This window comes from Candidatus Phycosocius spiralis, from assembly GCF_030158815.1.
Lineage (GTDB): Bacteria > Pseudomonadota > Alphaproteobacteria > Caulobacterales > Aquidulcibacteraceae > Aquidulcibacter > Aquidulcibacter spiralis.
Genome location: NZ_BPFZ01000002.1, coordinates 52,845 through 67,367, shown reverse-complemented (window position 1 = coordinate 67,367; position 14,523 = coordinate 52,845). Strand labels below are relative to the sequence as shown.

Below are 14,523 nucleotides of genomic sequence, written 5' to 3'. Positions count from 1 at the left end.
GCGGCTTCACAGAAACGAATAAGGGTCGATGTCGACTTGCACGCGCACACTAGCTGGTACGCGGAACTGGCGTCGCCATGCGGCCATGAAGGCTGACAAGTCCACTTCTTTGGTGGATTGAATCAAAAAGCGCCGCCGGTGCCTACCCCGGATCATAGACAGTGGCGGTGGCGCTGGCCCCCAAACGACCACGCCATCGACAGGAAACAAGGCTTGTGCCGCAGTCTCAGCGGCTGCATCTACGGCACTTTCGCTCTGGGCCATCAGGTGCAAAGCCGCCATTCGTCCAAAGGGTGGCGCGCCCACGGCCGCTCGCCCCATAACTTCAGCCGCCAAAAATGCGTCGCGGTCTCCGAGGTAGAGAGCTTGTATCGCCTCATTGTCTGGATAATAGGTTTGGATCATCGCGCGTCCGGGCCGATTAGCCCGACCCGCACGCCCGGCGACTTGGCTTAACATCTGGTATGTTCGCTCGCCTGCCCGTGGATCACCGCCTTTGAGGCCAAGGTCAGCATCGACCACACCCACCAAGGTCAGGTTAGGGAAATTATGGCCCTTGGCGACAATCTGGGTGCCGATAACAATATCGATTTCTCCCACTTCCATTTGGGCCACAAGGTCGCGGACGGCTTGGGGAGTATGGGTGGTATCAGAGGAGAAAATGGCTACGCGCGCTTGTGGGAATAAATTTTCCGCCTCAGCTGCAATCCGCTCCACCCCTGGTCCTACAGATACCAGTCCGCCCGGCGTCCCACATGTGGGGCAAGAATCGGGCTTGCGCATCGAAAAGCCAGTTAAGTGGCACACCAAGCGATTGGAATAGCGATGCTCTACTAGCCAGGATTCGGTCTCTGGCGATTTCATGCGGTGGCCACAAGTGCGGCACAAAACCACGGGAGCGTACCCGCGCCGATTGAGGAATAATAAGACTTGTTCGCCTTGCGCTAATGTTTCGGCCATCGCGTTTACTAAAACCGGGCTAAGCCAGTGATCTTTTTTGGGCGGGTGCGATTTTAAGTCGATCAGGTCGATCTGCGGCAATAAGGCGACGCCATAACGGCTGGGTAGCACCAAGCGCTGATAGCGCCCGGCATCTGCATTGATGCTGGTTTCCAAAGACGGAGTGGCAGAACCCAAAACGATCGTAGCTTCTTCAAATTTGGCGCGTGCAACCGCCATGTCGCGCGCATGGTAGCGCAAACCCTCATCTTGCTTATAACTGCCATCATGCTCCTCATCGACGATGATCAAAGAAAGCTTAGCAAATGGTAGAAATAAGGCAGAGCGCGCGCCAATAACTAAGCGTGCGCGCCCGGCAGCCACTTCTCGCCATGCCCGTCGCTTGGCAGGGGACCCCACGTCTGAATGCCATTGTACGGGTGGGGTGCCAAACCGATCCTCAAAACGCGCCACAAAGGTTTGGGTCAAAGCGATTTCGGGCAACAGGATCAAAATCTGATCGTCTGGGCGCGCCAACAGCGCTTGGGCCACCGCTTCCACATATACTTCGGTCTTGCCTGATCCTGTTACACCATCGAGTAAAAACGGTTTAAAGCCACCTTGTTGCACCGCCCGCCCAATGACATGGGCTGCGTCGGCTTGACTATCGGACAGTGGGCGGCCAGCGCGGGTTGGATCAAGGGGTTCAAAAGGTAGATCAACCGGGCGTTCTATTTCTTTTAATGCCCCTTGTTTTATAAGAGCTGTGACAATTGCTGAACCCACTTGGGCTTCTTTTGCAAGCAAAGCCCGCGGCAACGGGATTTGCGCCAAAGACAGCACGCGTGCACGCGCCGCATTTATGTTTTCAGGGATAAAACCTGTTGTTACCGCTAGTCGTTCAAACGGGCCAGGACCTAAAGCTTCAGGCTGGCGTAGCACCATGGCGAGCACTTGCCCAGGCGGGGTTACGAGATAACGGGCCGCAAAGTCGATAAATTGGCGTAATGCCTCGCCAAAGGGGGGGCTATCCAAACGCGATTTAACCGGTTTTAAATTGCTGCCATCCTGATCGGGCTTTAACGCCCAAACGATGCCAATGCGTGAATGGTGGCCAAGAGGCACCTCTACCACATCGCCAAGGCCCAGCATCAAGCCACCTGGCACGACATAATCGAATGCTTCGGGCAAAGGCAAAGGCAAAAGGACAGAAACAACCGGCATTGCTTCCTCTTAATCGAGCCCATGCGATTTGGGCAGAGGCTTTAAGCTTCGACTGCGGTTGCCACGTGGGTTTGAAAGGCAGAACCCGCGCGCACGAGGTGAGCAATGGTTTCAACGTCTCCCAGCGCGACGGCTTGAGGTGCATGACGCGCTAACAGCATTTGGGCGCGAATTGCTGCTTTAACAGCACCATCTTCGTGAATAGCACCTGCCTTTCCAGGCTCAAAGCCCAGCCAAGTTCCACAGGCGCGCGCGAAGGATTGATAGATACGATCGGCTTCCTTTTTATTTTTGACGCGATTGGCCAAAATGCCAATTCGGGCATCGGGGTTGCGCGTGCGCACCAGTTTCACAAAAGCATAACCATCGGTCAAAGAAGCAGGTTCATCGACCGCGACCAGTAAAACATCATCGGCATCGGCGGCAATTTTCAACACGGTCTTTCCAATGCCAGCTGAAAGATCAACCAAAATGCGGTCATAGGAAAAACTCAATGCGGTAATGCCAGCACCCATGCGCTGTACCTCACGCTCGCCTAGCTCAGCAATGGATGAAACCCCATGACTACCTGGCAATAAGTCAAAGCCGCCGAGACAGGTCGAACCCCCAGCGATGCGCATCACCGCTTCGGCCAGAGTGGCTTCCCCATCCATAACATGGCTTAAATTAAGGTCTGGATGGATCCCCAATTGGATATCGACATTGGCAAGGCCAAGATCACTATCCACAAGCAGCACACGCTCGCCCAGTTCAGAAAGCGCACGTGCAAGGGTAACCGCCACAAAGGTTTTGCCAACTCCCCCTTTCCCAGACGCAATCGCCATGATACGTCCCAACGGTTTTTTGGTTGGAAACTTAACAACTTGGCCAAGCTTATCGTTCATGCTGCATCCTCGGCTTGGACATCATCAAAGGGCTCTAACAATAAAGCGGCCAAGCGATTGGCAGACGCGATCGCTACACCACCGGTTATCAGGGGTGTTGATGAGATTTGTGCTAAGGCCAGATCAGCGCTCTCTAAGGCCAAAAGCACCGAAGCGCGTCTCTGGGTAAGATCAAGGCGGGTGATTATGGCGCGCTTAGTACCAAGAGCCCGGTAAGCCTTAGCCAAATCCTCTTGATCATCAAACCGCATATCCGCCGGGATACACACGATTGGCTCAAGGCCAACATCGTCGATCAAGCGCTTAATCGCACGCATATCGGAAGGCTGTAGCGGGCTGGCGGCGGCGGCATCGACAAGAATGCATTGACCTGATTTTCTAGCTTCCTTGGTTAGGCGGTTCAGATCTTGCACAGTGGTGCTGGTTGCAAAGTGTGCCCCCAAGCGCTGCGCCAAAGCGCACAATTGTTCAGCTCCGCCACAGCGCTCACTATCAGCTGAAATCATTAAGGTTTCATAGCCTACAGCCAAAGCGCGGGTCGCAAGCTTAGCTACCGCAGCTGACTTACCAGAACCCGGTGGCCCGACCAATACTAAGGGTTGGGTTGGGGCAGCCTCAATGGGTTCAAACCGCATGCGTTGTTCGAGCGTCTGGGTTAAGGCTATGCGTAGTTGGGGATCGTCACTGATCGTCCAAGTCGCTGCCTGTTGGGGGGTTAGGCCTGCGCGCAGCCATAGCTGAGTAAGACGAGAGGGAGCAGGTTTGGTGAATGGTATGTCGCTGGCTTTGGCTGGTTGTGCCGAGAAGGGGGGGGAGGTTGTACTGCCTTCTGATTGTGATGGATCATGCCGGTTTGGACGGGCTGACGGGGTGGCAGGGGCTGATTGATTGCGTGTGTTTGGTTCAGGTCTAGTCGCCAAGTCAGGTTTTTTGATCAGACCTTGTTTTGTCAGTAAAGCTTCAGTCCCACGACCCACAATCGGGGGAGGTTTTGTTTTAGGTGCTTCTTTTGACCATTGTACAGGTTTTGGGGCGTCATAGGCAAAATCTTCAGGTTTAAAATGTTGGGACAGGGTTTCTGACTTAGACTCAAATGGGATCGGTTTAACGCGCGCGTGGCTGCGAACAGGTTCATCTTGTAGATCATTGCGTGAAGATCTTCCCGGCATGTGCTGATCAGACTTAAGCGTTTGTTGGCGCTGAGTTTGGCGTTCGGGCTTTTGGGGTTCGCCAGATGCACTGATTTCAATGCCGCCGCGTGTATTACGCCAGCTCAAAACCACTGCTTTTGGGCCAAGTTCTTTGCGCACCACTGCGATGGCTTCAGGCAAGGTTGCTGCAAAGAAGGTGGAGACGCGCATCAATCAAACTTTCTAAACACTACCCAAGGTGCGAAGTTTCGCTTTAGGGTGAATTTCGTTTTGGCTCATCACCATGGTCTGAGCGCGGAATCGCTCAATCAGAGAACGCACATAGGGTCTGATACCCCCTGACGTTAGGATGACTGGTATTTCGCCACCCTGGGCTGCACGATCTAAAGCGACTCGTACCGCCTGCACAAACTCATGCACTTGGCTAGGTGCTAAGGCCAATTGACGGTCGCCACGTTCACCCACAATGGCTTCAGCAAACGCTTGCTCCCAATGAGGGGACAAAGCAACAATGGGCAGGGATCCATCCGAGCTTCTGTTTTGAAAGCAGATTTGGCGTGATAGACGGGCCCGTACATGCTCAACCAAGGCAACAGCATCCATAGATGTTCCTTCTGAAATGGCTTCCACGATCGAGGCCAGATCGCGGATGGATACCCTTTCGCGCAATAGACTTTGCAAGACACGCTGCACAGTCGCCCAGGAAACTTGGCTTGGAATAGTATCTTCCACCAGTTTTTGATGCTCTTTGGACAATTCCTTGGTCAGGCGTTGCACTTCGGCAATCGAGAGCAGGTCTGGCATATTATCTTTGACGACTTCGGTTAGATGCGTGGTCAGTACGGTTGCAGGATCTACAATCGTATAGCCTTTAAACGCAGCTTCTTCCCGTAAGCTTTCACTCACCCATGCAGCAGGCAAGCCAAATGCAGGCTCTTGGCAAGGTTCACCGGGCAGATTGGGTGTTTCGCCCGATGGGTCCATAACCAATAATTGGCCAATCCTTAACTCACCTTCCCCGGCCTCCATCTCCTTCACCCGAATAGAATAGCCATTATTGGGTATGGTCATATTGTCGAGAATGCGTACGGCTGGCATGATAAAGCCTAGTTCTTGCGCAATTTGGCGGCGCAGTGCTTTGATTTGATCGGTAATGCGTTTGCCTTGCACATCATTGACGAGTGCCAAGAGGCCATAGCCCAATTCAATCTTAAGCTCATCAATGCTGAGCGCGGTGGCAATGGGTTCGTCTTCTTCGGTGGTTGGAAGTGCATTTGCAGCCTCTTGGGCAGCGGTATCTAAGCCAAATTGTTTGTCGGCTTCAGCTTTCCATAATTTATAGGCTAAATAAGCCGCACCAGCTCCAATCAACCAGAAAGCAATCATCGGCATGCCAGGCAGAATGCCTGCGATAAATGCAGTTGCCGCGACCATGCCTAGAGCTTGAGGACTGCCGGCGAGTTGACGGGCAATCGCCGTTTCAGCGGCTTCATCAACGCCTGCTTTGGCGACCAACATACCCGCGGCAAGCGAGATGATCAAAGCGGGAATCTGACTGATCAAACCATCACCAATGGTTAATTGGGTATAAGTTTTTCCAGCCTCAGAAAAGCTTAGGCCTTCTTGCGCGATCCCGATAATGATACCACCAATGATGTTGATAGACGTGATAATCAGACCGGCCACCGCATCGCCACGAACGAATTTGGACGCACCATCCATCGCCCCGAAGAAATTGCTTTCCCCTTCCAATTCTTTGCGTCTTCTTCTCGCTTCTTCCTCATTGATCAAACCCGCCGACAAATCAGCATCCACTGCCATTTGCTTACCAGGCATAGCGTCCAAGCTAAAACGGGCTGCAACTTCGGCAATACGGGTTGAACCCTTAGTGATGACGACAAAGTTCACAATCACCAAAATGATAAAAACGATAATCCCAATCACAAAATTGCCACCCATGATAAAATCACCAAAGGCAGCAATGATCTCCCCCGCTGCATCTGGGCCTTGATGCCCATTGCTGAGAATCAGCCGAGTAGAAGCAATATTCAATCCAAGCCGAAACATGGTTGCAACCAGCAACACAGCAGGGAAGGCACTAAACTCAAGGGGCTTTCTTATGAAGAGAGCGGTCATCAATATAAGCACCGAACCTGTGACCGAAACCGCCAATAAAAAGTCCAGCATGAATGGTGGCAATGGAATGATCAGCAAGACCACCAAACCGACAATACCCACACCCATCAAGACCTGACCGGTCATAACCCCGCCCATTAAGGCCTTGAGGTTCAATTGGGGTGCCTTTGGGCCAGAATTTATGGCTTTATCTATGGTTGTATCTATGGCTGCAGATGTGTCGGTCATTGAGAGCCTTTAACCGTATACAAAACGTGTTTCATTTGTGCCGGGCGCTGGCACTTCAATACCTGCATCAAGATATTGTTTTAACTTATTGCGCAGGGTTCTAATTGAGATACCAAGGATTTGTGCGGCATGGGTTCGATTGCCATAGCAATGTTTAAGCGTATCAAGGATCATCTCCTGCTCCACTGCTTCAATGGTTCGCCCAACTAGATTGGCGGACGCGGCTTGCACGGTTTGGGCGGCCAGCATGGCTTGCCCCGCCAAAGCGATCGAGTTTCCACTTGGACCTTGGTTGAGGATTGAGCCATCGGGCAGGCGAATGTCATGGATTTCAATTTCAACACCACCCGAAAGCAGTACCGCCCGATGCATCGCATTTTCGAGTTCACGAACATTGCCACGCCAGTGAGTGGCCTTGATCGCTTCTAAGGCCTGGTTGGTAATGCCTTTTGGCTTCATCCCGTTTGCGGCAGTATATTTTTTTATAAAATAGGTACAAAGTGCTACCAAATCACCCGGCCGATCGCGTAATGGTGGAATGCATAGGTTCACAACATTGAGGCGATAATAAAGGTCTTCGCGGAATTTTCCGTCGCGCACTTCCTCCTGAAGGTTGCGGTTTGAGGTTGCCAAGATACGAATATTGACGGGTACGGGCTTGGAGCCACCCACGCGGTCAATGACCCTTTCTTGGATGGCGCGGAGCAATTTAGCTTGCAGTCTAATATCCATCTCGCTGATTTCATCGAGCAAAAGTGTCCCGCCATCGGCTTCTTCAAACTTGCCAATCCGGCGCGCTAAAGCGCCCGTGAAAGCCCCTTTTTCATGCCCAAAAAGCTCAGATTCAAGCAGATTGTCAGGAATGGCTGCGCAATTGACGCTGATGAAGGCTTTATCCTTGCGGCGCGAATGCTGGTGGACATAGCGGGCCATCACTTCTTTGCCGACCCCACTTTCCCCAGTAATCAGCACACTGGCATCTGAAGGCGCGATTTGCTCGGCCAAGCCTAAAACTGATTTCATGGCGGGGTCATGGGCGATGATTGGGCGATTATCATCGGTGATGGCCGCCAAAACGGCAGCAATCAGTTCAGGATCAGGGGGCAGAGGCAAGAATTCTTGCGCGCCTTGGCGAATGGCATTGGCAGCCGTTCTGGGGTCAGTCGAGACCCCACACGCTACCACCGGAACCATGATATGTTCGGCTATATTTTGAGCAATTAATGCCGCAATATCATGACTGACATCAACCAAAAGCAAGTCAGCACCCTTACCATTGCGCAAGGCCACCGTCGCCTGTTCAATGGTGTCGACTTGGCATACTTTGGCCCCGCGATCCATCGCAATCTTAGATGCGACGGAGAGTTGCCCGCTCATATTGCCAATGATCATCACGCGCATCTGTCGTCTCCCCATGCCGAAGCATGTTGTCTATGTTGCGTGCTCGCGCATGCAAAGTAAGTTCGTGGATTTCTAGCTTGAACTGTCATTGTCTTTGATAATTTCTGTCATAGTGACGCCTAAGCGCTCATCAACAACCACCAACTCACCGCGAGCAACTAGGCGATTGTTCACGTAAATATCGATGGCCTCACCGACGCGTCGATCCAGTTCGATCAGAGAGCCCCGTGCAAGTTTAAGCAAAGAGGCAACATCCATCGTGGCACGACCAAGTACGGCCTTAATATTCACCGGTACATCAAAGACTGGAGCAAGATCTGTCGCTGAGCGTGTGTATTGAGGCGGTTCCTCAGAAGGGGGAGACTCAGGTGGGAGGTCCTCAAGTTCATCGAGGTCCGGCATTTCGTAGGACTCTGTATCTTCGTCCATTTCAGGCCTCCTCAGGTCTGGCTATTTGGTCGATTATCCCTTCGGCATGTGCCGAGGCTATCCATTTTTGTGAAGCCGCCTCGATCGCGGCAAAAGCTGCCATGCGGTCATGGACGATGAGGCCGTCGCCCCAGTCCAATGCACAATCCCCCATCAAAGCCTCCGGATCAGGTCTAACTGCAAGTTCGCCGCTAAATCCCGCTTCGCGAGCGCAACTGATTAGTCGCTCTTCGATGGATTGTGCCAATTGCGGTGGAACGCGCACTATAATTCGTGGGACATCGCGCAGCTGGCTGACCGCTTCGGCAACAACCTCAACAGCCCTTTCATGCCCATAAGCATCCAGCGCTGAGCCCGCCACACTGCGCGCCGCTGTGATGGCAACTTCAGCCGCGTCTTGTCTTAGGGAATGGATCTCTTCGGCCAATTGGCCCTGCACATGATGTATAGCTTGAGCAATATTAGTCAGTATATCTGCAATTGAGGCTTCTAGTTTCACCAACTCGTCTTGACGTCCCTGCTCAAATCCAGATGCATGGGCTTCTGCAATATCTTCATCGGTAATTAATTTACGCTGGTTTGCTTTGACTTTTGGCTTGTCACCGGCCTTGGTAAACATCGGCTCAAAACTGTATTTGTTGTGTAAAATCATGTCGACCACCTCAATAGATCAGCTCGTCCTCACGCCCGCCTTCTGCCAGCATGATTTCGCCGCGTTGGGCGAGGTCTTTTGCAATTTGTACCATGGCTGCCTGAGCGCCATCGACATCTTTTAAGCGTACTGGCCCCATACTGGCCATATCTTCCCGCATGATTTTAGATGCACGCTCTGACATATTGCTGAAAAACAAATTGCGCAATTCGTCTGAAGCCGCTTTGAGGGCTAAAGCCAATTGGGATTTTTCCACAGCACGCAGAAGGGTTTGAACACCACCGGGATCGAGTTTCTTAAGATCTTCAAACACAAACATCAAAGAGCGGATACGCTCAGCTGCTTCTCGATTGCGCTCTTCAAGAGCACCAATAAAGCGGTTTTCGGTAGCACGGTCGAAATTATTGAATATTTCGGCCATAAGCTCATGGCTATCACGTTTGGAGGTGCGAGCCAGATTACTCATAAACTCATTGCGCAATGTGATTTCAATTTTTTCCAATATATCACGTTGGATCGGCTCCATGTGCAGCATACGATTAATGCATTCGAGTGCGAAATCGTCTGGCAAGGCTGATAATACCCGCGCTGCATGGTCTGGTTTAACCTTGGAAAGCACGACTGCGACAGTTTGGGGATATTCGTTCTTAAGATAATTGGCGAGCGTGGTTTCAGCGACATTACCCAATTTATCCCACATGGTACGTCCAGCGGGGCCACGGATTTCTTCCATAATGGCATCGACTTTGTCTGCCGGGAGAATGGATTGCAGAAGCCTTTGGGTCTGCTCATAAGAGCCCATTACCGCGCCCGTTGCCGACATGCGGCCAACAAAATCAACCATCAATTCTTCGACTGCGGAGGCCTGAACATTGCCCAAATTGGACATGGCTTGAGAAATCTCTTTGATTTCATCATCGTCGAGCAATTCCCACAGATTTTTATGCTCATCGCCAAGCACGAGTAGGAAGACCGCTGCTTTTTCCGCACCTTTGAGTTGATTAATGGAAGTGATCATGACGGCTACTTATCTTCCTGCAACCATGAACGAATGACAGAAACGGTCTGATCAGGATTTTCTTTAACCATATCAGAAACCTGCTTCATGGCATTCGCATTGAGCGAGCCTTGAATGCGCGCGATATCAATTCGATCTTCGTCAATCTCCCCATCCTCGGTCAAGGCAATCGACCCATCAGGGCCAACGACGCCAAGAACGCCCATCGGACCTGTAGCAGGTTTAGGAGGCTCAAATAGACCTTTGATCATCGGCCGCGCGACAAAGAATAACAAGGCCGCTGCTACTAAGGTCATGGCCAGGATTTCTGCGGCACGCAAGATGTCATTCTTATCAAAGGCAAATGGCCCAGGCGCAGTTGAACCTATATCATTTGGAGATTTGGCAAAGCGCACATTCACAACTTCAATCTTATCGCCCCGTTCAGGGTTAATCCCTGCTGCGGAACTAACAAGGGCTGTGATTTGCTGCATTTCGGCTTGCGGACGTGGCGACCAAGTTGGAGCACTGCCAGCTTTTGCTGCCGGTGTCGTGACCCCGTCTACGGCAACAGCGACGGACAAGCGGGTTACTTTGCCAGGTGTAACGATTTCGGTGCGCGTGCTCTTTGAAATTTCATAATTAACCGTCTCGTCGGTTCGGTTGGAGTTGGAAGCATTGCCCCCTGCATCGCCTGGATTCTGCCCGTCAGGAACATTTTGCGCTTGGGTTACGCCTTGATCTGTACTTCTGTCGGCAGCGACTTCTTCAATTGTGCGCGTTGAACGAGGTGCTACTTGGTCTGGATTGAAGTTTTCTTGCGTGGTTGTGACTTGAGAGAAATCAAGGTCAGCTGTGACTTGAACCCGAGCGCCCCCAGCCCCAACAATGCCTTCAACGATCTCTTGTAAGCGGCGGCGTAATCGCTCCTCATATTGGGTTGTGCGGTCATCCATCGCCGCAGAAGCGGCATCAGCCCCGATACTGGCCCCTGCCAAAAGCTCACCCCGCTCGTCAAGAATAGTCACTTTATCAGGGGAGAGACCCTGCACAGCGGCAGCAACGAGGCTTCGGATTGCCGCAGTTTGCTTTTCAGACAAAGAGCCACGTTCCAGGCCAACGACGATAGAAGCCGTGGGCGGTTGACGATCAGTTTCAAACAAGGCCTTTTCAGGGATAACCAAATGAACCCTGGCCGATTTTACGGTTTCTAAGCTATCAATAGAGCGTGCCAATTCCCCTTCCAAAGCGCGTAATTTATTGACATTTTGCACAAAGGTAGTGGCACCGAGTGCATCTTGTTTGTCAAAGATTTCATAACCAATGGATCCTTGGCCCGGCAGACCGTCAGCCGCCAAACGCATACGCGCTTCAGCCACTTTTGAGCGGGGAACAAAAATGCTCGAGCCTTCCGGCGACATTTGAAAGTCGACATTGGCGGCAGTGAGGCTTTCAGAGATTGCCGCTGCGTCTTTGGGCGATAAATCAGAATACAATAAGGCACGCTCTTCAGCGCCAACACGAAACATAATCGCAAAAAGGGCTACTGCAACCAAAGCAGTTACCCCAAAGGCGGCGATCAGTTTGACCGGTCCTGCTGATTTAAGAAGACTGAGCAACCGATCCAAAACCCACACCCTCCAAGACGAGCCATCAAACCGGCGGATTTGATAGCGTTTCCGCCTGACATTCTAACGCTACTCAACCATTTACCAAGTCATTGACGACATGAATTGGCTCAGGCGTGAAGGCAAGATAACCAAGTGGCCCATGCAGACCACTCGGTCATTTTTGCCTGCTAGGCAGCTTTTTCCCGGTGTTAGGTAAAAAATAAGTTAATTTTGGCCCATAAGCCTGTAAACTTATCGATAATTTTGTAGGCGTGTTACACGAAGGCCTGGTAAACCATGGCGATCTACTTGTCTTTGCCAACCTAGGAATTCCTCAGTTGTGATACGATAACGCGTGCAAGCATCTTCAAAGCTCAACAAACCCCCTTTGACAGCCGCGACAACTTCTGCCTTCCGACGGGCAACCCAGCGCGCCGTATTTGGCGGCGGTAAACTCGATAGGGTAAGAGGTGTTCCCTCTGGCCCTGTTACAGATAATTCTCGTTGCATGGCGTGCACCATGTGCTCACCTCCATATCTTCTCGTGCGAGAAGATATGCCTTTCGATTTAAGGTCGCCCTAAGCGACAGGCTTAATTTTGAATGATTTAAGTCATCAGAATTTTTCTGATCGCCACATGAATTGGGTTAAGCTAGTCGTCTTAACGCTTCATGCGAATCACTTCGTCGAGCATTTCATCGGCCGTCGTGATGATTTTGGATGACGCACTATAGGCGCGTTGCACACTGATCATATTGGTAAATTCCAGTGCCAAATCCACGGTAGAGGCTTCTAAACTTGATGAGTTCACTTGACCGGCACCACCCTCTCCAGCTTGTTTGAGATTATAGTTTCCTGAATTATCTCCTGGCCGATAAATTCCACCACTGCCTGGACGAAGCCCTTCGGGATTAACAAAAGTGCCTATGGGCAGTTTGTATAGCTTTCGGGTGACACCATTATTGAACAGCGCGGTGACAAATCCATCCTTACTGACTTCAATGCCACGAACTTCACTAAACAGGGCACCGTCGGTCGTCGTACTGCTGATTGAGGTTGCGCTATCAAATTGAGTGACCCCACCTTCAGGAGAGATCTGACCAAGGTCAAGTCTAAAACTTTGTGCCGCAAGACCTGTACTTGGGGCCCAACTGACAGTACCCGGAGCTGGTGGATTTGCCGTTGCTGCCCCAATGTTAAAGGCACCTAATAGGGCAGCCGTTGTATTGGTGGTATCAATACGGCCGTTGGGGGTAAATGCTAAAGTGCCTACCGCGATCTGACCATTAACTAAGGGTGCACCAGCAGCAATATTGCTGGCAGGGGAGGCATAGATTTCAGTTGTCCATTGATTGGCAGTCGCACTTTTAAGCATACCTAGGGTGAACGTTTTTAACCCTCCCAGACTGTCATAAATTTGAAACGTCCAAGCAACATCTGGCTTTACCGCGCCAGAGGCCATATTGTTGGTTGCAACATTATATGTGTTGTTGGTTATATTTGGGTTGGTTGGTGTTGTGGACTTCAGATTGCCGTTTATTTTGGCTATGGTTGAAGGCGTAGCTGTACCTGAGACAGAATTAATGTTAACCGTTTCAAGGAGCGTAAGATCGGTTGGGCTGGTTGTTAGATCCCCATTTGATTTTACCCGCCAGCCTTGGAGATAAAATCCCGCCTGATTGACAAGATTGCCATCATCATCAGGGGTAAAAGAACCCACACGCGTGAAGGCGACATCATCAGCAGCTGATCCTACTGGCTTGTTGGGAGAAACTACAAAAAATCCTTGCCCGCTGATTGCTAAATCTGTCACGGTGCCAGTTGAGTTTAAACTACCTTGCGCAGTGATCAGCTGTCGTGTTCTTGTAGTAACCCCACCAGCCGAATAAGGGATGCTTGTGCTTTGGACATTCACGAGACGGGTAAAATCGCTTCTATTGCGTTTAAAGGCTGTGGTGTTTGAGTTTGCAATATTATCTGAAACCACAGACATGGCGGTGGAATTGGCCAGCAGGGAGGAAACCCCCGCCAACATGGCACTAGAGATCGACATTGAATGCTCCTGGTCGTGTTTATGTTAGGAGCATTCTGCCCAACCACTTAAGTCCGTATTATCAGACCCAAGTATTGATTTTTCGTTGATTTTATATGTTATGCTGTATGTTGATTTAAATGATTAGGATGATTGCAGTCCGATTTTAAGAACCGTGGACAAAGGAAGGGGAACCCCATTAATTGTGATCCTAGGCGTTGTCCCTGATAGATCGACACCAGAAATAATGCCCTTTTGTTTGATCGTACCTGCAATGGGTTTTCCATCGCCGCCTATACCCACAACTTCCAATCGATACGTGCCACTGGGTGCATTATTGCCAGACATATCTTTACCATTCCAAGTAAAGGATTTTTCGCCAACGGAGGTTTCCCCAGTTGATGTAAACACAACTCGGCCACTCGAATCGAGAACCCGAATGGTGGTACTGGATGAAGCGCGCGGCAATTCATACGTCCATTTGGCTTCCCCCCCGGTTGTTAAATTTGTTGATGGCCAGATTGCGGTGGCTTCTTTGCCCAGATAAGCAACAGCCGTAGCGCCAACGCTTAATTTGGTGGCATCGGTGAGCGACGTTAACAATTCATTGGTTTTGAGCTGTTGTTCTACGCCAGAAAATTGCACTAATTGATTGGTGAAGTCTTTAGTATCTAAAGGGGAAAGCGGGTCTTGATTTTGTAGCTGTGCAGTCAACAAAGTCAAAAAAGTCTCAAAATTTTTCGCCAAGGACGCTTTTGAATTCTGGTTCGTAGTGTTAACATTTGTAAGCTGGTTGTTTGTGTTCGAGATATTTGAGGTGGTCATCGTATTTCCTTATTC

At 50.9% G+C, this 14,523-nt stretch carries 12 protein-coding genes; all 12 read right to left on the bottom strand.

Annotated elements, in window-relative coordinates; genetic code table 11:
* Positions 1–6 precede the first annotated feature (6 nt).
* Positions 7–2,163, bottom strand: coding sequence for a primosomal protein N' (locus PsB1_RS01985; protein WP_284358719.1), 2,157 nt, complete (start codon positions 2,161–2,163; stop codon positions 7–9).
* Between the two features lie 41 nt (positions 2,164–2,204).
* A complete protein-coding gene (locus PsB1_RS01980) occupies positions 2,205–3,047 on the bottom strand; it encodes a nucleotide-binding protein (RefSeq protein ID WP_284358718.1) in 843 nt (280 codons plus the stop codon).
* Positions 3,044–4,408 (bottom strand): flagellar biosynthesis protein FlhF, encoded by a 1,365-nt coding sequence (locus tag PsB1_RS01975; RefSeq protein ID WP_284358717.1) that lies wholly within the window; start codon positions 4,406–4,408, stop codon positions 3,044–3,046. The genes PsB1_RS01980 and PsB1_RS01975 overlap by 4 nt, the downstream gene beginning before the upstream one ends.
* 12 nt (positions 4,409–4,420) lie before the next feature.
* Positions 4,421–6,562: a flagellar biosynthesis protein FlhA gene (flhA, locus tag PsB1_RS01970; RefSeq protein ID WP_420887859.1), complete on the bottom strand. Its 2,142-nt coding sequence runs from the start codon at positions 6,560–6,562 to the stop codon at positions 4,421–4,423.
* A gap of 9 nt (positions 6,563–6,571) precedes the next feature.
* The gene (gene flbD, locus PsB1_RS01965) at positions 6,572–7,963 is read right to left on the bottom strand and encodes a sigma-54-dependent transcriptional regulator FlbD (protein ID WP_284358716.1); all 1,392 of its coding nucleotides are present in this window, start codon (positions 7,961–7,963) and stop codon (positions 6,572–6,574) included.
* Between the two features lie 72 nt (positions 7,964–8,035).
* Entirely contained in the window at positions 8,036–8,392 is a 357-nt protein-coding gene (gene fliN / locus PsB1_RS01960) for a flagellar motor switch protein FliN (RefSeq protein WP_420887857.1), read from the bottom strand.
* 1 nt (position 8,393) lies between these two features.
* A complete protein-coding gene (locus PsB1_RS01955; protein ID WP_284358715.1) occupies positions 8,394–9,044 on the bottom strand; it encodes a FliH/SctL family protein in 651 nt (216 codons plus the stop codon).
* A gap of 10 nt (positions 9,045–9,054) precedes the next feature.
* Entirely contained in the window at positions 9,055–10,062 is a 1,008-nt protein-coding gene (gene fliG, locus PsB1_RS01950) for a flagellar motor switch protein FliG (RefSeq protein ID WP_284358714.1), read from the bottom strand.
* Positions 10,063–10,067: 5 nt separating this feature from the next.
* The gene (fliF, locus tag PsB1_RS01945) at positions 10,068–11,669 is read right to left on the bottom strand and encodes a flagellar basal-body MS-ring/collar protein FliF (RefSeq protein WP_284358713.1); all 1,602 of its coding nucleotides are present in this window, start codon (positions 11,667–11,669) and stop codon (positions 10,068–10,070) included.
* 234 nt (positions 11,670–11,903) lie between these two features.
* The gene (gene sciP, locus PsB1_RS01940; RefSeq protein ID WP_284358711.1) at positions 11,904–12,173 is read right to left on the bottom strand and encodes a CtrA inhibitor SciP; all 270 of its coding nucleotides are present in this window, start codon (positions 12,171–12,173) and stop codon (positions 11,904–11,906) included.
* A gap of 139 nt (positions 12,174–12,312) precedes the next feature.
* Complete coding sequence (locus PsB1_RS01935) at positions 12,313–13,704, bottom strand: flagellar hook protein FlgE (RefSeq protein ID WP_284358710.1); 1,392 nt, start codon at positions 13,702–13,704, stop codon at positions 12,313–12,315.
* Positions 13,705–13,827: 123 nt separating this feature from the next.
* Positions 13,828–14,508 (bottom strand): flagellar hook assembly protein FlgD, encoded by a 681-nt coding sequence (locus tag PsB1_RS01930; RefSeq protein ID WP_284358709.1) that lies wholly within the window; start codon positions 14,506–14,508, stop codon positions 13,828–13,830.
* Between the last annotated feature and the right edge of the window lie 15 nt (positions 14,509–14,523).

Excerpts from the sequence above, each read along its gene's own strand:
- PsB1_RS01985 (WP_284358719.1), bottom strand. The coding sequence starts at position 2,163 with ATGCCGGTTGTTTCTGTCCTTTTGCCTTTGCCTTTGCCCGAAGCATTC.
- PsB1_RS01980 (WP_284358718.1), bottom strand. The coding sequence starts at position 3,047 with ATGAACGATAAGCTTGGCCAAGTTGTTAAGTTTCCAACCAAAAAACCG.
- PsB1_RS01975 (WP_284358717.1), bottom strand. The coding sequence starts at position 4,408 with ATGCGCGTCTCCACCTTCTTTGCAGCAACCTTGCCTGAAGCCATCGCA.
- flhA (WP_420887859.1), bottom strand. The coding sequence starts at position 6,562 with ATGACCGACACATCTGCAGCCATAGATACAACCATAGATAAAGCCATA.
- flbD (WP_284358716.1), bottom strand. The coding sequence starts at position 7,963 with ATGCGCGTGATGATCATTGGCAATATGAGCGGGCAACTCTCCGTCGCA.
- fliN (WP_420887857.1), bottom strand. The coding sequence starts at position 8,392 with ATGGACGAAGATACAGAGTCCTACGAAATGCCGGACCTCGATGAACTT.
- PsB1_RS01955 (WP_284358715.1), bottom strand. The coding sequence starts at position 9,044 with ATGATTTTACACAACAAATACAGTTTTGAGCCGATGTTTACCAAGGCC.
- fliG (WP_284358714.1), bottom strand. The coding sequence starts at position 10,062 with ATGATCACTTCCATTAATCAACTCAAAGGTGCGGAAAAAGCAGCGGTC.
- sciP (WP_284358711.1), bottom strand. The coding sequence starts at position 12,173 with ATGGTGCACGCCATGCAACGAGAATTATCTGTAACAGGGCCAGAGGGA.
- PsB1_RS01935 (WP_284358710.1), bottom strand. The coding sequence starts at position 13,704 with ATGTCGATCTCTAGTGCCATGTTGGCGGGGGTTTCCTCCCTGCTGGCC.
- PsB1_RS01930 (WP_284358709.1), bottom strand. The coding sequence starts at position 14,508 with ATGACCACCTCAAATATCTCGAACACAAACAACCAGCTTACAAATGTT.